This window comes from Paenibacillus sp. oral taxon 786 str. D14 (genome assembly GCF_000159955.1).
Lineage (GTDB): Bacteria > Bacillota > Bacilli > Paenibacillales > Paenibacillaceae > Fontibacillus > Fontibacillus phoenicis.
Genome location: NZ_GG695970.1, coordinates 1 through 19,823 on the forward strand (window position 1 = coordinate 1; position 19,823 = coordinate 19,823).

Genomic DNA, 19,823 nt, shown 5'->3' on the forward strand with positions numbered 1-19,823 from the left:
TATCCCTTCAGCGAAAAAAATGTGTTCCTCCTCCCATCCAGCCATCCCGGTTACCGAATGGGAGGACCACGCCGGTTTCACGCGGTTTACAATTTGATGCTCGTGATTTTGGCGACCGGGACGATCACCTGCCGACCTGATTCATCGACCATCTCCAGAGCATCAGGATGCACAGCGATCAATGTGCCATGGATGACGGAGCCCGTCGTATCAATGATGATGCTGAGACCGATCGAGGCTTCAATTTGCTGCCGGGTCGCGGAATCCGGGAAGGAGGCGGCATCAAGTGCATGCTCCAGATGCTCCACTCGGCTGGCTAGCAGCTCAAGTTCTGCTTGCAGCAGGCGAATTCGCCTTCGCAACGGTTCGTTTAGCAGAAAGCGCAGGAGGGTCATTGCGATTCACCTCTTTTCCCTCTAATTTTCGTCTCTAGTAAATGAGACAATATATCATATGAAACTAGATTGATAGAGTTTCGGGAGTGCCTTACTTTCCGGCAGATACCCTTTATGTTATGCTGAAATGAGATACGGAATCGTTAAGAAGGAGAAGGGTGAACTATGATCAAGCATATCGTATTGTTTAAATTGAAGGATGCATCTCCGGAAAATGTGGCACGTACGGTTGAGATACTGCGCGGCATGCAGGGTAAAGTAGAGCAGCTCAGAAGCCTTGAGGTGGGCACCGACGTGATCCGTTCCCCTCGTTCCTATGACATTGCGCTCATTGCTACCTTTGATTCGCTTGTGGATTTGGAAGGATATCAAGTTCATCCGGAGCACAAGAAAGTGATTGAGCACATGAACGAAGTACGTGAGAGCCAGGTCGCAGTCGATTTCGAATTTTAGGCTGGACCGAAGGAGGGAACCCCCGTGTATTATGTAAACCGGGAACAAATCGAACGCAGACTGGACATGCTGCCGGAATTGCTGCAAGCCCTTCGTGAATCGGCGGAGGCAAGCTCATCCCTGCTGGGGCGTTATGCGGAGGAGCGGGCGTTGCATTTGGCTCTGGAAATCGTGACGGACGTCGGCAGCTATTTAATCGACGGGTTTATCATGCGTGACGCCAGCAGCTATGAAGACATTGTTGACATCCTCTTGGATGAAACCGTAATTGATGCAAAACTGCACGCTACGCTCATCGAGCTGGTTCGGCTGCGGAAACCGTTAGTTCAGGAATATTTTGCTTGGGATCGCCAAGAGGTCGAAGGACTAAGGGGGCGGCTGCCCGAGGCTTTGCAGGATTTTTCGGCAAATGTGCTGAAGTATTTGGATCAGGAAGGCGTCTAATCTAAGACGGACAAGCCCAAAAATTATTCCTTACAAGTGTGACCGGACAGACCATTGCTGCTTATAATACATTATCGATATGGGCATTCGCGGAGAAAGCCAAAAAGGAGAGATGAGTCGTGAGCAAAGGAAACAAAGGTTGGATATGGGGGGCAGCCATCGGCACGGTTGCCGGTGCGGTAACGGCGCTGTTATTTGCCCCTAAAGCCGGGAAAGAGCTGCGTAAGGATATTGCCAACGGGGCTCGTCAAGTCGGAGAGAAGACGCAAGAGGCTGCCGAGAAAGTCTCGGAGCAAAGCACCGTTCTTGTCGGTAAGGTGAAGGAAGCCGCTGAAGTGCTGATCAGTGAAATCCAAAGCCGTCGTTCCGAAAAGACCACCGATGAAGATGAGGTAATTGCTCAAGTCTCCGAATTTGCAGATGAGGATGAGGAGACTGCGGCCGAAGAAGAGACAGTGGCCCTTGGCGTCGTATCGGAAGAAGAAACGACGGAAGCCGGTGAACCGGTGGCTGCAGCTTTGGAAGCGGCGGCAACTTCCGACAACGAGGAAGGCCAATAATTCGATCGGCTGTCCACAGCGATCGCCCGAAAAAGACCCGCTCCCGGGTCTTTTTCCCGTTTTCTCCGCCCTTGCGGGTTTTCTTGCACTACAAATTGAGTTAAGATTTAGGTACCCTCTGTGATGCGAAGTCATAAAGTAATGAGAAGGATTTTACACTAAACATAAAGGAAGCGGTATGTTCGTGCAGCAAGCCATCGCCATATTAGACTCGGGAGTGGGAGGCCTCACCGTCTGCAAGGAAGTGATGAGGCAGCTTCCCAGAGAGAAAATCATTTACTTCGGCGATACGGCCCGGGCTCCTTACGGTCCAAGGTCGCCCGAGGAAGTCCGCTTGTTTACCGAGCAAATCGTCGATTATTTAATCCAGTTCCATCCGAAAATGATTGTCATTGCCTGCAACACTGCAACAGCGGCTGCACTCGATTTCATCAAGGCCAAGGTTGATATCCCTGTAATTGGCGTCATTCATCCTGGTGCACGGGCAGCGATCAGCGAGACGAAGACCGGAAAGGTTGGCGTCATCGGGACGGTGGGTACGATCCGAAGCGGGGCCTATACGGTGGCGTTACGTGAGTTGAATCCGCAAACCGAAATCGTCAGCGAAGCTTGTCCTGAATTTGTTCCGTTGGTAGAGCATGGGTTGTATGAAACGAAGGAAGCGCTGCATGTGGTCGAGAGATCTCTTCGGGAGATGAAGAAGCAGCCTATGGACTGCTTGATTCTAGGCTGTACCCATTATCCGTTCTTGAAGGACCCCATCCAACGTGTCATGGGGCCGAACGTGAAGTTAATCAGTTCTGCGGATGAAACCGCCCGCGAAATCAGCACCATCCTGCATCAACGGGGGTGCTTAGCTCGCGGCAACGGTACTCCCGTGCATCAGTTCTTCTGCAGCGGGGATGCCGAAATGTTCCGCAAGATCGCCAGACAGTGGTTGGGCGAGCAAGTCGAGCTGAGTCCCATCGTTTGGCAGGTATCCAGCCCGGTGAGGTAAACAATCAAAAAACCTTTGGGGGAGCTTAAAAATCCCGCCCAAAGGTTTTTTTGAACCACGTCATAGTTCGTCACGCTGTACCGTTCCCGTTACGGGCGAATGATCCGAATGGAGCCGGGTTCCAAGGAAGCGCGAAGCGGCGTGGTTGCCACGTGCTCCCCGTCACCTAAAGCAAGGCGCGGCAGAGAGCTGGAAATCGTAATGTTTTGGCCCTTCAGCATCGTTACGAAGGAGAGCTTCGTATGACCTCCAAACAATACGGTTGGAAATAACAGGAGCAGCTTCAGCTTGGAGCAATCGTGCACGACGCACAGATCGAGCATTCCGTCATCCGGCTTGGCGTCCGGACAGATGGTCATTCCCCCGCCATAGCTGGAAACATTATTTATTGCTGTCAGCCAGGCTGACTCGAACCGGTAAGTAGTTCCGTCACATTCGAGCGTTAACGGTCCGGGACGATAGGTTAGAAGGGTATGAAAAATGCCGATGATATAAGCTAACCTGCCAAGTCCAATCGCGTTGCATATTTTTTTGTAGCGGCTGTTGTTGACATTGTTGGCAACCTGAGCGTCAAAGCCGACAGCCAGTGCGGTCAATGTGCTGTCTCCATCGATGGAGATGAGATCGGCCGCCGTTGACCGGCCGCTCAGCAGCACCTTCAGTGCGCCGCCTACCCGGCGCGGGATGCCGAATCCACGGGCGGTGTCATTGCCCGACCCGGCGGAGAATACGGCCAGCGGCACGCCGGAGTGGCGCATTGCGGGCAGCAGGCTATGGATCGTGCCGTCGCCTCCGATTACGCCCACCGCGCGCCAAGGCACTTCCCCGGATAGCTTGGCCTGAAGGAATGTATGCGCTTGCTCGGCGCTTGTTGTGTAGACGTGCTCGTAAGGAATACCAAGCCGTTGCAGCTTTTTGCTGATTTTATTCCAACCCCGGCGGCCTTCGCCGTTACCCGCATTTGGATTGACGATAAACAAATACATGATGACTCCCCTATCTATGATGGCAACACCAATTTGGCATAGTTTCAGTCTACTGAAGTTTGGAAAAAATGAAAATCAAAATTTTTTAAACCCCTGTCGATCGACGAAAGGAGTGTAGGCCGTGCAACTGATCGCCATGATCACCATGCTGATCGACCATGTCGGGCTGCTGTTTTTTCCCGGAGATGTACTGTGGCGGATTATCGGACGAATTGCCTTCCCGATCTATGCCTACGCGCTGGTCCAGGGTTATCAACACACTTCCAATTACCGGAAGTACGCTTTACGGTTGTTACTGATTGCTGTACTTTCGCAAATTCCTTATCAGCTAGCCTTCGATACGAACGGTCTAAATGTTGTGGCGACCTTGTTTGTCTCTTTATTGGTTCTGCGCATGCTGGATTCATCGAAACCGGGGCCGCTGTCCGCGATCATTATCGCCGGTGTCTGCGTGATCATGGAGGTACTTCCGTTTGATTATGGCGCTTACGGCCTGCTGCTGGTGCTGATCTTCAAATTTGCCAATCAAGGAAAAGCGGTGGCGATGCACTTGCTCCTGAACCTCGTGTATCTGTTCGCCTACAGCTGGGTGATTCAGCTGGCCAGCATCCTGCCGACGCTGGTGATTGCCTACGGGCCGGGGCTGTGGCGAAAGCTCGAAGCCTGGCGGCTGCCCCGCTGGGTGTGGAGAGCTTTTTATCCTGCGCATTTAGTGGTGCTGGCGATCTTGGTGTACCTGTTGTAAAGAGAGAATGGAGCCAAGTTTGGGGGTGGAAAAATCCGGGGTTTTTCTCGGATTTTTTTTAAGATATCAGAAAGTATAAACTTCGGTGGATCGGCATCCTGATATCGCAAGAAAAACTTCCGCTAAACGCGGTCTGGCTACATTGAATGTACGTCGATAGACGTTTTTCTTATTGGGCCATGAACCATGGTACAATAGGGTATCCTAAGTAGCAGCGCAACACTTACGCCGAAACGGGAGGGATGGAAATGAAATGGAAAAGCTGGTGGTCGCTTCGTCGTTGGTCCCATATTTTTCGCCGGACTCTCCCGCTGCTCACTTCGGGCAACATTCCGCTTACCGATAAGCTGTTGTTGGTCGTGCCGGCGCTTGCTTATTGGGTTCTGCCGGATGTGCTGCCGTGGATTCCGATCGACGACATGGCGGTGACGATGCTGCTGATGGATTGGTTTGTGACCCGGGCAGAGCGGAAATATCCGGGTGCTTAGCGTTGAGCCTTGCTTGTTGAGCTGTGTTTCTTTACAATAGGAATGTTAGGGGAAGCCATTTTGTGCGATAGGAGAGATCATATGAGAGTCAAAATTACCCGCAATGCGGCGAAAGTGATACAAAAGGAACTGGCCAAGGAAGAAAACCAAGGGTTGACGCTGAAGGTATTCATCACCCATTCTCATGGCGACCATGCTCACTACGGCCTGGATTTGGTCAAGCCTACCGAGAACGACCAAATCGTCAAGACCGATAAGGACATCGATGTCATCGTGGAAGGAACGGATCCGTTGTTGGATGGCGTGAAGATCGATTATTTGTATTTTCCGGAGGAAGGCTTCGTGATTACCAACCCTTCCAAAGGCAATCACGGGGATCACTAAGCTAAGCTTTAGCTAACGATAAAGAAGGGACCTGGCATGGCTAACGATATTCGGATTTGCGATAAATGCAATCATATCCGCATGAAGACGTTTGTACCGAAGCTGCAAAAGCTCGCGCCGGATGCCGAGATCAAAATCGGCTGCAAATCGTATTGCGGTCCGTGCGGCAAAAGAGCGTTCGTATATATCAACGGCAGATACGTCAGCGCACCGACAGAGGACGAGGTGCTGGCGAAGGCTGCGCCTTTTGTGAAGAAACCGAAGTAAGGGAAGGAATTGAAACCGCCGGAGCTGGGCTCCGGCGGTTTTTTTAAGGGTATCAGCCGTTTCGGATTCTGCCTTTTAAGCTAATCATGTCTTTCCTGCGATAGACACTGTAGATGAGGCCGATGGCAGCTAACTGAGCCAACAACTGGCTTCCTCCAAAACTAAGAAAAGGAAACGAAACTGCAGAAATCGGGAGCAATCCCAGCGACATGCCCATGCTCCAGAATAAAGCTCCAAGTCCGGAAATGAGCATTTTCCCATAAGTATCGCTGGCGCAGCAAAAATCCGAGCAGCCGATCGTGACTGCGTTCGCTTAGCAGCATCGGCAAGAGGTAGGCCGCTGTGACGAATGCCAGGTAAGCGGCTGCCCAGGGACGTGCATACCTGGAGATGGCTAACATGAAGGTGAACGTGGCGGCATATAGCAGAAGGCTTGCAGACGACGGAATGGATGCAAACAGCAGTAAAGGAAGGACACCGAGTAGAATGATTTTCCCTAAAGCCTTCCCGTACCCCTCATTCTTCTCGACCCTGGACAGCAGTCCGGCTGCCGCGATGATAAAGAGATAGGGGCAGAGCACTTTAATACTTATCCCTCCGAAAATATAACCCCGAACGCCATTGATCTGCTGGCTCCAAAGATGGGCAGCCCAAATAAGACCCACCGATAATCCATTAATCATCCAAGGCCTTAAAGCGGGAAAGAGCGACGCTGGCGACACTCCATTTCGTTCTTCCCGATAACGGTAAAAAAGTTCGCTATATCGGCCAATTTACGTAACTGACCGAGAATAACGGACTTTTTTGGCTCTATCTAACGGTAGTATCGCTCCAAATGGCGATTTAGCCAACTGTCCACGAAAATAACACCATAAAAGGGCGCTATTTCGCGATATGATCAACAATTGGACGAAATAACGCCCTATATTACCGCTATTCCACTCGCTCGCGTTGCTCGCCGCGCGGCCCCTTAATCCTCCTTGCGGAACGTCGCAATCAAATCGGAAGTGATGATTTCGTCTGAGATGCGCAGGCGCTTCATCGCTTCTTCGTGCGGAGCGCGGCATGCCTCGATGTCGGTAGCGTTCCGGCTGGTCAAGTCGTAGCAGCTGCCATTCGTGAACAAGTTATCGTCGGACGGAATGTAGTACCGCTCGCCGTCCGTAAACGCGCCTGAGCGCAGCACGACCAAACGATCCAGCGCGTGGTCATTTCCGGTGCCGGCAAACAGATTATGCCCCATCATGTAGTAGGAATCCGAGGATATGCCCAGCAGATGCAGCAGCGACGGCGCCAAGTCGAGCTGACCGGCAGGCTCCTCGTAGACGCCGGCGTGCTGGCCGTCCGGCAGATGGATGAGCAGCGGCACCTGATTCATGATTTGGTGCATATCGAGATCGCTTAGCGACTTGCCGAAGAACTGCTCATACACCGCTTTGTCGGTGATCGAGTTGTCGTGGTCCCCGTAAAATGCCAAGATCGTATGCTCCCACAAGCCTTCTCGTTTTAGGCCCTCCACGAACTCCCCAAGCGCGGCATCCACGTAATGCACGGCCTGCAAATAATCGCCGAAAATAGTGCCTTTGAACTCACCGGTATCCAGTTCCTGTACCGCAGCCGGCAGCGAATAGGGATGATGGCTCGATAAGGTGATCATAAACGAATAAAAGGGCTGTTTCTCCTGAGCCATGATCGTGAGCGACTGCCGGAAGAAGGATTTGTCCCCCAGCGACCAGCCCAGGGGCTCGTCCAGTTGGAAATCTTTTTTGCTGAAAAACCGGTCGTAGCCCATCGCTTGATACATATTGTTACGGTTCCAGAAGCTGCCCTCGTACGCATGAAAAGCATCGGCGGTATAGCCGGCTTGCGTCTTCAGAATCTGCGGCAGCACGTCGAACGTATGGTTAGGGTAACGGACAGCAACCGAGCCTGTTGGCAACGGATGCAGGGAGCTGTTGGAGGAGAAGTCCGCATCCGAGGTGCGCCCTTGACCCGTCTGATGATAGAAATTCGAGAAATAAAGGCTCTCATCCATTAGCTTGTTGAAGTTCGGCGTGATTTCTTGGCCGCCAATGGTCTTGCCGATCATGAAATTCATAAAAGCTTCGGCCTGAATGACGATCACATTGCTGCCGGCGTACGCCCCAAACAGGTCATTATCCGCATGGCGGCGCTGGCTGGCTTCACTGAACCACTGGCGGATCTCATCCTGCTCCTCGGCGCTGACCGTTTGGACGCCTCCGAGATGCTCCTTGAGGAACCGGCTCGTATCATAGTAATGGAAGCCTAGCAAGCCGGTCACATTGTATAAGGAGACGTTCCACCAGTTGTTTTCGAACAGCCCCACCGCCCAGGTTTGGGTATAGAAGCGAATGGGCCCCATCGTGAGCGCAAAGCTGAGCACAAAGACGCCGATCCCCGTATAGAGGCGGCTGAATCGGCGCCAGCCGACCGAGCGGCGGGCGGTGCCGCCAAAGGAGACGGGCGCGAAGGAGCCGCCGCCCAGGCCGGTGTAGGCGTTGTAGCCGCCGGAGCTGCGAAGCCAACCTGATTGACGGCGGCTTCCGCCACCGCGTATCAAGCGCCGGACAGCCTTAAACGCCGCCCAAACGGCCCAATCGGCGATAAGCCACAGATCGGCTACGCGGATCAGCTCGCGAATGCTTCCGCCCAGATCCCCGACTTGTCCGGCCTGCAGCAGGACGGGCACGGTCAGAAAATCGCCGAAATAGCGGTAATAGATCAAATCGGCGAAGATGAGTACGGTGAGCAGCACGTTTAGCACGCCTAACGCGATCCCTCTGCCACGCGGGGGCAGCCACAACGTCCAGAACGAAGCCAGTAGGATGGAACCGACGGCGATCAGATCGTCCAGCAGGTTCATGTCGATATAGCGGGCGTGCAGATTATTATGCAAAATGACAAGTTTCATGAAGATGGCGGCCACAAAAAAGAAATAGACGAAATGGCGGTACTGCAGCCGAATGCTGAATCGACTGCCGAAACCGCGAGGAGATGTCAAACGCAGCATGACGACATGTCAGCTCCTTTCCTTGCAAAGGTGTAAAAGGGAGAGACCCTCCCTCTGCACCTAATGGCGCGGAGGAAGGGGCCCAAGATACTGCAAATATTGGCATTCGATACGCCCGTTGTACAGCTTGCGGCGCTTGTCCGCTTTGCGCTGGAAGTCGTGCTCGAACTGCTTGGTCGGAGTCAGCGCGAAAAAGGACCATGTCGGCAGTCCGGCCATCACTCTCCCAAGCTGGGCGATCAGCTTGCGCACTTCCTTCTCTTCACCAATCCGCTCTCCGTAAGGCGGGTTGGTGATCATCACGCCGTAATCGCCCTGCGGCTGGACTTTGGCGGCAGGCATGCAGGCGAACCGGATTTCGTTCGCCAGCCCGGCGCTTTTGGCCGCGGCTTTAGCGATTTCGATCGCGGCCGGGTCAATGTCGCTGCCGGCAATGTTCAGCGGTACATCGTCCCGTACCGCGTCAATCGCCTCGTCGCGCGCTTGCTGCCACAGCTCTGGCGGCACAACCGGCCATCGCTCGGCGTTAAACGTGCGCCGCATGCCCGGCGCTATGTTCCAGCCGATCATCGCTGCCTCGATCGGCAATGTTCCCGAACCGCAGCACGGGTCGTAGAACGGGCGCACCGGGTTTTGATTCCAGCGGCTGAGCAGAATCATCGCCGCGGCCATCGTCTCCTTGAGCGGTGCTTCGGTCGCGTGCTTGCGGTAGCCGCGCTTATGCAGTGCTGGACCGGTGGTATCCAGTGTCAGCAGCGCTTTGTCGTTAAGCAGATTTACTTCAATCACGTAACGCGGTCCGGTTTCTTCGAACCACTCGGTGTGATAGGATTGCTTCAGCTTTTCGACAATCGCTTTTTTCACGATCCCCTGACACGCCGGCACACTGCTGAGCTGCGATTTGTGCGAGCGTCCTTCCACCGGAAACTCTCCGTTTACCGGGATAAAATCTTGCCAAGGCAGCGCCTTGGTGCCTTCAAACAGCTCGTCAAAGGTGACGGCCGTAAACTCGCCCATTTTGATGAGGACGCGATCCGAGGTTCTTAGCCACAAATTACAGCGGCAAATATCGATGAGATCTCCGGTGAAATTCACCCTGCCGTTCTCCACCGCCGTATCTTCATAACCTAATTCTTTGAGTTCACGCGCCACCACGGCCTCCAGGCCCATCGGGGCGGTGGCGATCAGTTGCAAAGGTCCAGCCATATTTACGTCAATCACTCCAGCTTCGCATAGACTTGTGAGAATAGCGGAAAAACCATACAATTCAGTATAGGCCAATGTCTAACAAGTTACAAACGGTTCTTCGATTAAGGAATGAACGGATGAAAGGAAGATTAATCCATGCTGACACCGGAAGAATACGGTGATGAATTATATGCCAAGGATGAAGTGCTGGAACGGGTGACCGAATCGATCGCAAACCATGGGATGCGGGATGTGTCGATTGCACCGGGATATGGGCGGCTGCTGACGCTGTTAGTTAAGCTGGCTGGAGCCAAATCCGTGCTGGAGATCGGTGCGCTGGGCGGGTACAGCGGCATCTGCATGGCGCGGGGATTACCTGCGGACGGGCGGCTCGTGTCCCTGGAGCTGAAGGAGGAGAACGCCGAGCTGGCGCGGAGCAATTTGCAAGAAGCTGGATTCGGGCAGATGGTGGAATATATGGTAGGCCCCGCGCTAGACAGCTTGCATACCTTGGAGCAACGGGGGGAGCGGTTTGATTTCTTTTTGATTGATGCGGATAAGGAAAACTACCCGAACTATCTCGAATATGCGATCAAGCTGGCGAAACCGGGGGCGCTGATTGCCGGCGACAATATCCTGCTGCGCGGTCGGACGTTAAATCCGGACAAAAACGGGCCGTCGGTGCAGGCGATGCGCAGGTTCAACGAGATGATCGCCCGAGACGAGCGGCTGATCAGCACGCTGCTGCCGGCGTATGACGGGCTGGCGCTGGCGATGGTGAAATAAGGCATCCGACAAGAAACATAAGATAGACAAGAACCTGCTGGAATGGCGGGTTTTTTGATGTGGCAAGTTGCCAAGAATGCACTATTTTTTACAAAAAAATAAATAATTGTTCACAAAAATGCAGCAAATCGTGTATAATTTGGACATCAGCAATATTCCCCATAATTAACATCCTCTTCTATTCTTGTTAATTCCCTTCATGATCTCACGGCGAAATGAACTTACGGTATAAGCTCCTTTGGGAGTTTATATAGACTTCCTTCAGAAAGGGGGGGCGTTTAGGGTTCCTGCAGAAGGTTGTAAAAGTGAGAATTTGAAATGCACAGCCAAGGATCAGACATAAGGCACATTTCCAATTTCAAAGGAGGGACAAGCATGACTTCAACACGGCTAGCACAATCGTTAGTTTTGAAGGCGCTTACTTCTTTGTTGGTCATGGTGATTGCTGGAATCGGAATGATCCTGTTATCGGAACAAGCTTCGGCTCACGGCTGGGTGGACGGGCCGGCAAGCCGGGCGATCTTGTGCAAAAACGGCCAGAATACGGACTGCGGTGCGATCGTGTACGAGCCTCAAAGCTTGGAAGCGCCCAAGGGCTTCCCCAATTCCGGCCCGGCGGATGGGAAGATCGCCAGCGCAAATGGAGCTTTCCCCAAACTTGATGAGCAGTCGGCTAACCGCTGGACCAAAGTGAACATCTCGGCTGGTACGAACACCTTCACCTGGAAATTTACCGCTCCCCATGCTACGGCAAACTGGAAATATTACATGACGAAGCCGGGCTGGGACCCTAATGCCCCGTTAACGCGCAATTCCTTTGATCTGACACCGTTTTGCACGGTTTACTATGGCGGTGTGCAGCCTCCGTTTACGTATTCGCATACTTGCAACGTACCGGCGCGGACAGGGTACCATGTCATCTTAGCCGTTTGGGAGATCGCCGATACCGCGAATGCCTTCTACAACGTAATTGACGTGGATTTTGGCGGCGGCAATTCAGGGGACACGACCGCTCCAACGGCGCCGACTGATCTGACGGCTACGGCGGTCACCTCGAACTCGGTTACGCTGGGCTGGAACGCCTCCAGTGATAATGTTGGCGTCACCGGCTATCGGATTTATAACGGCAGCAACCTGGTCGCCACTGTATCGGGATCGACGCTTAGCCATACCGTGACCGGGCTGAATGCGAACACGTCCTACACGTTTACCGTCAGGGCGGTGGATGGAGCGGGCAACAGCTCCTCGCCCAGCAATTCGGTGACGGTGACGACAAGCCCGGCCGCTAACGATCCCGAGGCTCCTTCGGCTCCCGGCAACCTGCATGTCATGGGGACAGCTACGTCCTCCAGCGTGACGTTAATGTGGAATGCTTCCAGTGACAATGTGGGTGTAACAGGCTACCGGATTTATCGCGGATCCACCTTGTCCGTCACTGTGCCTGGGACGCAGACCAGCTTTACGGTAACGGGACTTAGCGCTGCGACTTCGTATACGTTCACCGTTCGTGCGATTGATGCGGCCGGCAACGAATCGGCAGCCAGCAACGCGGTGCAAGTGACGACAGCGTCAGCCCCCGCCGCGCAGCCTTGGGCCCCCAATACCGCTTATGCGGTAGGGGAATTGGTCAGTTACAACGGGGCGATCTACGAATGCCGCCAGGCCCATACTTCCCTAGTAGGCTGGGAGCCGCCGAACGTACCGGCTTTGTGGCTGCTGAAATAACCCGAATAACCTAAAATCCCTCGGCTTGCCGCCGGGGGATTTTTTTTCGCCGGACAATTAGTTGTCATGGTGTCGAACAGGGGGGGTTATTCCATCTGGCTGCCCAATTTTCCATCTCCTTCAGCGCACTCTGGAAATCGAGGCCTTTAGGAGTTAGCGAATATTCAACCGTGACGGGGACGGTGGGGAAGACCTGGCGGTGAACGATGCCGCTCTTCTCCAAATGACGCAATGTGTCGGTCAATGACTGCGTCCGGACGATGGACAAGGCGCGCCGAAGTTCCTGGAACCGTTTCGGTCCTTTAGACAGCTCGAACATGACAAGAAACGACCATTTCGCCCCAAGAATTTGCAGCACAGAGCAGATATTGCCGAATTCGTCGTCGTTACGTTCCCAAAACTTAACGATGTGGATGCTAACGCTTGGCGTCTTTCTAACCGCGACCTCAGAGCTAACCGTCTCAGGGGTGATCAGCCAGATTGCGGGGGATTTTGGTATTACATTAGGCCTTACCGGGCAACTGGTCACGGTTTTCTCATTGGCTTATGCCATCGGGACCCCGCTGCTGATTTCCCTCACGTCACGTTGGGATCGCAAAAAGCTGCTTCTCTATGCTCAGCTTGCCTTTATCGCCGGCTGCCTCGTGGCTTGGGTGAGCCCGAATATCGCCGTGCTGATGATCTCGCGCGTGATCTTAGGAGCGAGCTCGGGCGTGTTCCTTGTCGTTTCCTTTGCGGCGGCTGCCAAAATCATCGCTCCGTACAAAATCGGAAGTGCCATCAGCACCCTGGTTCTGGGTTTCAGTCTTTCCATGATATTGGGCGTTCCGATTGGGATCGCCATCGCCGATTGGTTGAACTGGAAAGCGATCTTCTTGTTGCTTGGTCTGATCAGCGCCGGAGTCGCCTGGTTGATTACCAAGCTGCTGCCACCTATAGAAGGGGATGCGCCTGTACCTTATTTTCAACAGTTTAAGGTGCTGGGGAGCAACCCGCACGATTGCGGCAGGGCTAATTGCACAAACCGCGGCTTTGACCGTTTTACCTTTCACGGCGGGAGCGGTTTTTCCTGGGATTGGCTTTATCGGTTTGATGGTTGTAGCCATGTTTATGACCGGGCCGGCGATCCAAAGCTATTTTATTCAACGTTCGCCTGAATCTTCCGGTATGGCACTGAGCATCAATACGTCCATGACCCATATTGGTTTGGCTGCGGGGGCCGGGACCGGGGGAGTGCTGTTCCAGCAGGTATCGACGCTTCACTTCCACCCTTGGTTGGCAGCTGCGATGGTGGGGATCGGGCTAGGTATTGCTTATGTCGGATATGCAGGGGAACGGAAGCGGCGTTCACAACTTGTGATGAAGGATGATAGAATTTGATTGAAAATGATTGATTATGATAGAATATGATTGATTTTTGCGGAGGATATGATACGATGGTTGGAGTTGGGAGGGGGAACGATGTTAACCGAAGAAAGACATCGCCGGATTCTGGGACGGTTGCAGGAGGTAGGCACCGTTAAGCTTCAGGAGCTCTGCGTCTTGCTTGAAGCGTCCGAATCCACCGTAAGGCGCGATTTAGCCGATTTGGAAGAACAGGGGCTGCTTCGCAGAGTGCACGGCGGTGCGACGCTCCCGATGATGCCCGGAGGCTTGGAGCCGGGGATGGTGGAGAAGTCCGCCGTCAATCTCCCGCAAAAGCAGCAAATTGCTGAAATGGCGTCCGGCTTGGTACGCAGCGGGGAGGCGATTTATCTGGATGCGGGAACGACGACGTTGGCCATGATCCCTTATCTGCGAGGGAAATCGATCACCGTCGTGACGAACGGCTTGCCGCAAGTGGAGGCGCTGTTGGAGGCGGACATTCCGGCTTATCTGCTCGGAGGTCTGGCCAAAAAACGCACGAAAGCCCTAGTCGGCCACCTGGCGTTGGAGCAATTGGCACATTTTCGGTTTGACCGGTGTTTCCTTGGGACGAATGGGGTTCATCCCGATGCGGGGTATACGACGCCGGATCCGGAGGAAGCTGCGTTAAAACGCCGCGCTCATGAGCAGTCCTCCCTAACGTATGTACTTGCCGATTCCAGCAAAATCGGGAACATTGCCTTTGCCAAGATGTTCGAGTTGGAGCGGGCGACGCTTATTACGGAGCAGGTTCCGGAACGCTGGCGCAAGCCCATCACGGAAATCACAAACCTAATTGGAGGATAAACCATGATGATCTATACCCTCACTTTAAATCCTTCCATTGACTATATCGTGGAGGTTGACGACCTGCAGCTCGGCGGACTTAATCGTATGAAACGGGACCTGAAGCTCCCCGGCGGGAAAGGTCTTAACGTCTCCCGCGTTCTAAAGCGGCTTGGGGCGGACACGACCGCTATGGGGTTTCTTGGCGGCTTCACCGGTGATTTTATTGAAGCAGCTTTACAGAAGGAGGGGATTCCTGCTGATTTTGTACGCATTCGCGGCGGAGAGACCCGTATCAATGTTAAGCTCAAGCATGGCGAGGAAACCGAGATTAACGGCGGAGGGCCGCCTATCACGGCGGAAGAAGCGAATGCCTTGGTGGAGAAGCTGTCCATCTTGAGGGAAGGCGACCTGATCATTTTGGCCGGCAGTCTGCCTTCAACGCTTCCCGGTGATTTCTATGAACAGCTGATCCGGATGTGCCAAAAGCAAGGGGCTGAGTTCGTCATCGACACCACGGGTGAACCGCTGCGCCGGGCGCTGGCGTACCACCCGCTGCTTGTGAAGCCGAACCATCATGAACTGGCCGAGCTGTTTGGCGTCGTGATTGAGACCCGGGAGCAGTTGATCGCTTACGGCCGCAAGCTGCTGGAAGAAGGGGCACAGCACGTGTTGATTTCGATGGCCGGGGAAGGCGCTCTGCTGATCAGCGGCGACGAGGTTTACCATGCGAACGTCCCACCCGGGAAGGTGCGCAACTCGGTTGGCGCCGGCGATTCGATGATCGCCGGATTTACGGGGATGCTCGCCTTGGGCGGAGACTTGATGGAGGCGTTCCGGGCCGGCGTTGCCTCGGGCAGCGCCACCGCTTTTTCCGACGATTTGGCCGAGCGCGGGCTGATCGAGGAGCTTCGGACGCAGGTGAGTATTGAGAAGATTGGATAAACCCGGAACCCCTAAACCTAGGGTATATCAAGATTAAGACCCCCAAGTTTCGCTTGGGGGTCTTGTTATCCACACTAAGAAATTTGATGGAATGCTTGGAGTTCTCTCCGCTGCCTTTAGGGTCCGTCGTGGTACAAATGCGCCCAGCCGTTGCCAATGACCTGCGGACGACGGGGATTGCCGTCGCTTTGCTGGTAAGGCCGCAGCCCGTAACCCTGGTTATACGGCGGATGATAGGAATGTGACGCAGAAGTCTGTTGCGCCTGGAATTGCGGGTTCGGTTGATGACAGCCTAGCGGAGGACCGATGATTACGGTTTGATTCAGCGGTGCGAACGCGGCTCTCACTTTTTCAACATCCAGGCAATAGGTGTGGGCGAACGCTTCAGGCGGAGTTAGCCGCAACATATCGGAAGCGGGAATGATCTCCGGAATCGGCTGATCAAAAATAGCCAGAAAACGCGTCCCATCCATCGTCGCGGTGTCATAATGCCACCAGCCTTGCGGGACGCTGGTCGCCCAACCGGGACGGGTGGGGTAGTGTTTCAGTTCTTTGGTAAACGGGTTGATGATCGAGACGACGACTTCACCCGAAATGCAATACACCAGCTCCGAGGCGTTTTGGTGAATATGCATTTCGATGACGTTACCTTTGTCGAGGTAGGTATCCAATAACGACATATTGCCCAGCGTATTTAGCTGCTGAATGGATAGTGTGTTGATGAAGTTACGTTGATCCTTGCGGAATGTCGTGTTCCGGTTGACGTCGAACGTGAACTGTGCGTTTGGTGACGTGAAATCCATATAAGAAACCGCCATGTTGTTCCCTGCCTTTCCGATGTATAGGCGCTATTGCTTCTACAGAATATCTATGTTTGAAATATGGTTGATATGTATGTTTTGGGGAATCTTATAGGAGCCCTCGGGTTTGCATTTTCGGCAGACGGTTTGTATCATGAGGTCAAAACAGCATTTACATTAAAGGAGACAGGTCATGAGTAACGTTCCGAAAATACTGATCGTTGCCGGTGCGGTTCTTATCGTGATTGGCTTGCTGTGGATGTTCTTGGGGAGGTTTGTGCAACTGGGGCGGCTTCCGGGGGATATTGCGGTCGAACGCGGCAATTTTCGGTTCTACTTCCCGATCGTAACGTGTATCGTGCTCAGTGTCGTGTTCTCTATAATCATGGCCGTGATTCGGTGGTTTATGAAGTGATCCATCTAGGGAGGAGACCCTCCATCCAAGAACTGGCTGCTTGGCTGTTCGCTTCTGCCGCCTCCATAAAACTGCAAAAATCTTTTGCAGTTTTATACTTCGGCGGCCTGCCAGTGATGAAAGTTGCAGAGAGGGGGGGTACTCCCCTCAATCTCCCCCTATAACCGCAAAATCGCATCCTTATGGAGTTCGTACTTTGTAACGTGCTTTCCTTCCGGTCCTGCGACTGCGAGGAGAACCCCTTTCGCGCTTAACGATTGCAGCGTACGTACAGCGGTCCGATGATTGAGGCCCAGGTGGGTCTCAACATCCACGGGTCGCAGCGGCCGGGCAAGCGTGCAGGCTAGGCGCAAAATCTCCCGCTCCCTTAGCGTAAGCGGATCGGCTGGGGAAGCGGCCGGCAAGTAGCGGTTGAGCACCATACGAAGCAGGGTGACGCACAGTTCCGGCCGGTTGGCGACATCATCGTAGGCGAAAGAAATCACCTGAAACCCCATCGCGGCCAAAAACGTTTCCCGGTTCAGCTCATAGCAATACTTTTGCCTGTCCATATCTTTGACATGGGGGCCATAGCCTTTAATTTCAATAACCAGCTTGACCGGCCCAGCTAACCAAACGAAATCGCAAAAATAGGACAATCCCCTCCAGTCCAACACTTCGTACTCCGGGTGCAGCCCCTCGAAGTTACCTTGAACCTCCCACCACACCTTTCGGCAAAAGAGCTTTTCGGCCTCTCGATGCCCGCGTTCCAAACGTCCTTTGTGTTCACCGGTCCTACGCTTCAGGTGCTCCTCAATAAATGCGGCGTGCGCTTGTTCAAACGCCATCTCCGTTCCCATCATTCCATCCCTCCCAGGAAAAAAGAAAACGCCCCGGCTCCATCAATCTAAATGGATCGGGACGTTCTTCGTCTTATGGCCATTATACCTGGCAGAAGACGTCTTGGAAACTATCTTATTCGCAGCCTGTGTCGTGAGGGACAGATTCACCGCTAAGGCGAACTGTCCCCATATTTGTTGACGTAATGCGAAAGGGCCAAAAGCGGCCAGATATATCGATAGCTGTGATAGTGCACGTAAAAATAACCCGGCAACCCGGCTCCCGTTGGATAAGTGGAGGGCCAGTCATCCTCATGCAATAGCGCGATCAACCGGGCAACGCCTCGCTCGATCTCCGGCGCCCGCCGATCGTGGACGGCGATCAGCGCATCCAACGCCCAGGCGGTTTGGGACGGCGTGCTGGCATGGAGCGGGACGTACCGTCTCACCTGATCGCTGCGGCATGATTCGCCCCAGCCGCCATCTGCATTCTGGATGCGGATCAGCCAGTTAGCCGCCTTGGCGATGCCCGGGTGATCGGCGGGCATGCCCACGGCCATCAGCCCGGTGAGTGCCGCCCAGGTCCCGTAGATGTAACAGATCCCCCAGCGACCATACCAAGAGCCGTCCGCCTCCTGATGGCTCAGCAACCAGTCAGCCCCGCGGGCAACCCAATCCTGCCGAACGCTCAGCTTGGCGAAGTTACCCAAATACTCCAGCGTCCTTCCGGTCAAGTCCGCTTCGGAAGGATCCGTGGCTGCGGATTTCGCCCCTTCAATCGCCAGCCAGGTGAGCATTTCTTTGTTGGTGTTTTTTTCGAAAGCCGGCCAGCCGCCGTCGTTATTTTGCATCGACCAGACCCAGTTGAGCCCGCGGTTCCATGCGCCTAAGACCGCAGGTTCGCTGCCGTGTAAGGCAGATAGGGCACGGAGGGCGGCGGTGGTGTCGTCAACGTCAGGGACGAACGTATTTGTCTCCGAGAAACCCCAGCCGCCGGGTACGATGCCCGGATTATGAATCTGCCAATCGCCGGGGCGGCGATGCTGACGGTTCCGCAGGTAATCGGCGGCCCGTTGAATGGCCGGATGGGAAGATGAAACCCCTGCTTCCTGTAAAGCGTAGGAGATCAACGCGGTATCCCAAACGGTGGAAGGGGAGTTCTGGATCGTGACATAGCGGGTTCCTCCTTGGCCGGTGCTGTCCACCGTAAACTTCATCTGAGATAACCCTTCAACCGCACGTTGGATCACCGGATGCTGCGGTTCGTATCCCAGCGCCAGCAAGGCGAACACCATCAGCACAGTACAGCTGGCGTACGTGTACAGCGTCCCGTCGCCTTCAATCCGATCCAGCATGTATTGCTCGGCTCGGTTTACAGCAGCTTGCCGGATGCGCCGGGGTGTACCTACCAGATGCGCCAGCCCCGATTGGATGAGCTTCAGCGGTTCCCGGCTTTCCGGGGTTAGCGTGAGCGGGTCTTCCTCCCCGTTGCGGGCGTCGAGAAACAGCTCACTTAAATCGGGCGTCCGCACCGATCTGGTGCGAAAGTTTCGCTCGGCCATGATCAGAAGCGGCACGAGATGAACTCGCGAATATCCGGAGAAATCATAAAAGTTCAGGGGTAACGATTCGGGCAGCAGCAGGATTTCGATGGGGATGAGCGATAAGGAGGCCGGCCATTTTCTTTGTCCAGTGGCGGCCAGGATGGCTTTGGTGAACAGGCTTCGCGCTTGACCAATGCCGCCCCGATCCAGGATATATCGTTTCGCCCGTTGGATCGGTTCATCCTCCGGCCGGCTGTATCCGGAGCACAGCAAGGCGTAGTATGCCTCAACCGTAGCGGACAAATGGCCCTCCTTGTCGTCATGATACCATCGCCAGCAGCCCTCCGGCTGCTGGGCGGCGACGATGCGATCGTGCAGCTGTCGGATCAATTCCTCCTTGTCGACATTTAACGTGCGAAGGAGAATGATCGTGCACGCGTCAATCGTGATGCCGTTTTCGAAGCAAAAGCGCCACGAACCGTCCGGCTCCTGCCGCTGAATCAGTTCCTCGGATAATCGTTGTATTTCTTCCCGGATCTCGCCGTTGCTCAGTGCCATCCTTGCTCCCTCCCTTTACCTGTCACCTCATTATATGAGTGGGGGATGGTGTAAAGTCCGGCGATAATTCGGTATAGTAGATGGAAGAAGTTTGGTGATGAGGA

The 19,823-nt window shown here is 54.1% G+C and carries 25 protein-coding genes; 15 read left to right on the forward strand and 10 right to left on the reverse strand.

Annotation, left to right across the window (positions count from 1 at the left end):
• Positions 1–86: 86 nt before the first annotated feature.
• A complete protein-coding gene (locus POTG_RS00005) occupies positions 87–395 on the reverse strand; it encodes a hypothetical protein (RefSeq protein ID WP_009222721.1) in 309 nt (102 codons plus the stop codon).
• 165 nt (positions 396–560) lie between these two features.
• Here POTG_RS00005 and POTG_RS00010 point away from each other — a divergent pair, with 165 nt between their 5' ends.
• The 4 genes from POTG_RS00010 to racE all read left to right on the forward strand — a co-directional run bounded on the left by POTG_RS00010 (position 561) and on the right by racE (position 2,849).
• Complete coding sequence (locus tag POTG_RS00010) at positions 561–848, forward strand: Dabb family protein (protein WP_009222722.1); 288 nt, start codon at positions 561–563, stop codon at positions 846–848.
• Between the two features lie 24 nt (positions 849–872).
• Positions 873–1,292 carry a DUF86 domain-containing protein gene (locus POTG_RS00015; protein WP_009222723.1) on the forward strand — a complete coding sequence of 140 codons (420 nt, stop codon included), beginning with the start codon at positions 873–875 and terminating at the stop codon, positions 1,290–1,292.
• Positions 1,293–1,411: 119 nt separating this feature from the next.
• Positions 1,412–1,852 (forward strand): YtxH domain-containing protein, encoded by a 441-nt coding sequence (locus tag POTG_RS00020; RefSeq protein WP_009222724.1) that lies wholly within the window; start codon positions 1,412–1,414, stop codon positions 1,850–1,852.
• 178 nt (positions 1,853–2,030) lie between these two features.
• Complete coding sequence (gene racE, locus POTG_RS00025) at positions 2,031–2,849, forward strand: glutamate racemase (protein ID WP_009222725.1); 819 nt, start codon at positions 2,031–2,033, stop codon at positions 2,847–2,849.
• Positions 2,850–2,938: 89 nt separating this feature from the next.
• On the opposite strand, the gene POTG_RS00030 is transcribed toward racE, so the two are convergent.
• On the reverse strand, positions 2,939–3,835 hold the full coding sequence (locus tag POTG_RS00030; protein WP_009222726.1) for a diacylglycerol/lipid kinase family protein: 897 nt from the start codon (positions 3,833–3,835) through the stop codon (positions 2,939–2,941).
• Between the two features lie 121 nt (positions 3,836–3,956).
• Between POTG_RS00030 and POTG_RS00035 the strand changes: the two genes are divergently transcribed.
• From POTG_RS00035 to POTG_RS00050, 4 genes are all read left to right on the forward strand, one after another.
• The gene (locus POTG_RS00035) at positions 3,957–4,580 is read left to right on the forward strand and encodes a TraX family protein (protein ID WP_009222727.1); all 624 of its coding nucleotides are present in this window, start codon (positions 3,957–3,959) and stop codon (positions 4,578–4,580) included.
• A gap of 248 nt (positions 4,581–4,828) precedes the next feature.
• On the forward strand, positions 4,829–5,068 hold the full coding sequence (locus POTG_RS00040) for a hypothetical protein (RefSeq protein ID WP_009222728.1): 240 nt from the start codon (positions 4,829–4,831) through the stop codon (positions 5,066–5,068).
• Positions 5,069–5,149: 81 nt separating this feature from the next.
• Complete coding sequence (locus POTG_RS00045; RefSeq protein ID WP_009222729.1) at positions 5,150–5,452, forward strand: heme biosynthesis protein HemY; 303 nt, start codon at positions 5,150–5,152, stop codon at positions 5,450–5,452.
• Positions 5,453–5,488: 36 nt separating this feature from the next.
• On the forward strand, positions 5,489–5,719 hold the full coding sequence (locus POTG_RS00050) for a DUF1450 domain-containing protein (RefSeq protein ID WP_009222730.1): 231 nt from the start codon (positions 5,489–5,491) through the stop codon (positions 5,717–5,719).
• A gap of 52 nt (positions 5,720–5,771) precedes the next feature.
• Here POTG_RS00050 and POTG_RS25275 read toward each other — a convergent pair whose 3' ends face one another.
• The 4 genes from POTG_RS25275 to POTG_RS00065 all read right to left on the reverse strand — a co-directional run bounded on the left by POTG_RS25275 (position 5,772) and on the right by POTG_RS00065 (position 9,956).
• Complete coding sequence (locus POTG_RS25275; protein ID WP_009222731.1) at positions 5,772–5,972, reverse strand: FtsW/RodA/SpoVE family cell cycle protein; 201 nt, start codon at positions 5,970–5,972, stop codon at positions 5,772–5,774.
• Positions 5,881–6,300 carry a hypothetical protein gene (locus tag POTG_RS23485; protein ID WP_198136148.1) on the reverse strand — a complete coding sequence of 140 codons (420 nt, stop codon included), beginning with the start codon at positions 6,298–6,300 and terminating at the stop codon, positions 5,881–5,883. The genes POTG_RS25275 and POTG_RS23485 overlap by 92 nt, the downstream gene beginning before the upstream one ends.
• A 389-nt stretch (positions 6,301–6,689) precedes the next feature.
• Positions 6,690–8,750 (reverse strand): LTA synthase family protein, encoded by a 2,061-nt coding sequence (locus POTG_RS00060; RefSeq protein WP_009222733.1) that lies wholly within the window; start codon positions 8,748–8,750, stop codon positions 6,690–6,692.
• Between the two features lie 60 nt (positions 8,751–8,810).
• Positions 8,811–9,956 (reverse strand): THUMP domain-containing class I SAM-dependent RNA methyltransferase, encoded by a 1,146-nt coding sequence (locus POTG_RS00065; protein WP_036643663.1) that lies wholly within the window; start codon positions 9,954–9,956, stop codon positions 8,811–8,813.
• A 138-nt stretch (positions 9,957–10,094) separates the two neighbouring features.
• Here POTG_RS00065 and POTG_RS00070 point away from each other — a divergent pair, with 138 nt between their 5' ends.
• Both POTG_RS00070 and POTG_RS00075 read left to right on the forward strand, forming a co-directional pair.
• Positions 10,095–10,724: an O-methyltransferase gene (locus tag POTG_RS00070; protein ID WP_009222735.1), complete on the forward strand. Its 630-nt coding sequence runs from the start codon at positions 10,095–10,097 to the stop codon at positions 10,722–10,724.
• Positions 10,725–11,099: 375 nt separating this feature from the next.
• Positions 11,100–12,449, forward strand: a complete 1,350-nt coding sequence (locus POTG_RS00075; RefSeq protein ID WP_009222736.1) for a lytic polysaccharide monooxygenase — start codon at positions 11,100–11,102, stop codon at positions 12,447–12,449.
• A gap of 64 nt (positions 12,450–12,513) precedes the next feature.
• On the opposite strand, the gene POTG_RS22900 is transcribed toward POTG_RS00075, so the two are convergent.
• Positions 12,514–12,768 carry a winged helix-turn-helix transcriptional regulator gene (locus POTG_RS22900; protein WP_157273284.1) on the reverse strand — a complete coding sequence of 85 codons (255 nt, stop codon included), beginning with the start codon at positions 12,766–12,768 and terminating at the stop codon, positions 12,514–12,516.
• Between POTG_RS22900 and POTG_RS00080 the strand changes: the two genes are divergently transcribed.
• The 4 genes from POTG_RS00080 to pfkB all read left to right on the forward strand — a co-directional run bounded on the left by POTG_RS00080 (position 12,710) and on the right by pfkB (position 15,584).
• Complete coding sequence (locus tag POTG_RS00080) at positions 12,710–13,606, forward strand: MFS transporter (RefSeq protein ID WP_232282192.1); 897 nt, start codon at positions 12,710–12,712, stop codon at positions 13,604–13,606. The genes POTG_RS22900 and POTG_RS00080 overlap by 59 nt on opposite strands.
• Positions 13,607–13,616: 10 nt before the next feature.
• Positions 13,617–13,829, forward strand: coding sequence for a hypothetical protein (locus tag POTG_RS24520; RefSeq protein ID WP_050769655.1), 213 nt, complete (start codon positions 13,617–13,619; stop codon positions 13,827–13,829).
• Positions 13,830–13,910: 81 nt separating this feature from the next.
• Positions 13,911–14,660 (forward strand): DeoR/GlpR family DNA-binding transcription regulator, encoded by a 750-nt coding sequence (locus POTG_RS00085; protein WP_009222739.1) that lies wholly within the window; start codon positions 13,911–13,913, stop codon positions 14,658–14,660.
• Between the two features lie 6 nt (positions 14,661–14,666).
• Positions 14,667–15,584, forward strand: coding sequence for a 1-phosphofructokinase (gene pfkB, locus POTG_RS00090; protein ID WP_036643846.1), 918 nt, complete (start codon positions 14,667–14,669; stop codon positions 15,582–15,584).
• Positions 15,585–15,700: 116 nt separating this feature from the next.
• Here the strand turns inward: pfkB and POTG_RS00095 are convergent, their stop codons facing one another.
• Complete coding sequence (locus POTG_RS00095) at positions 15,701–16,402, reverse strand: cupin domain-containing protein (RefSeq protein ID WP_009222741.1); 702 nt, start codon at positions 16,400–16,402, stop codon at positions 15,701–15,703.
• Positions 16,403–16,577: 175 nt separating this feature from the next.
• On the opposite strand from POTG_RS00095, the gene POTG_RS00100 reads away from it, so the two are divergent.
• Positions 16,578–16,799 carry a DUF2905 domain-containing protein gene (locus POTG_RS00100; protein ID WP_009222742.1) on the forward strand — a complete coding sequence of 74 codons (222 nt, stop codon included), beginning with the start codon at positions 16,578–16,580 and terminating at the stop codon, positions 16,797–16,799.
• Between the two features lie 158 nt (positions 16,800–16,957).
• On the opposite strand, the gene POTG_RS00105 is transcribed toward POTG_RS00100, so the two are convergent.
• A complete protein-coding gene (locus tag POTG_RS00105) occupies positions 16,958–17,641 on the reverse strand; it encodes a DUF559 domain-containing protein (RefSeq protein WP_009222743.1) in 684 nt (227 codons plus the stop codon).
• Between the two features lie 149 nt (positions 17,642–17,790).
• Complete coding sequence (gene shc / locus POTG_RS00110; protein ID WP_009222744.1) at positions 17,791–19,719, reverse strand: squalene--hopene cyclase; 1,929 nt, start codon at positions 19,717–19,719, stop codon at positions 17,791–17,793.
• Between the last annotated feature and the right edge of the window lie 104 nt (positions 19,720–19,823).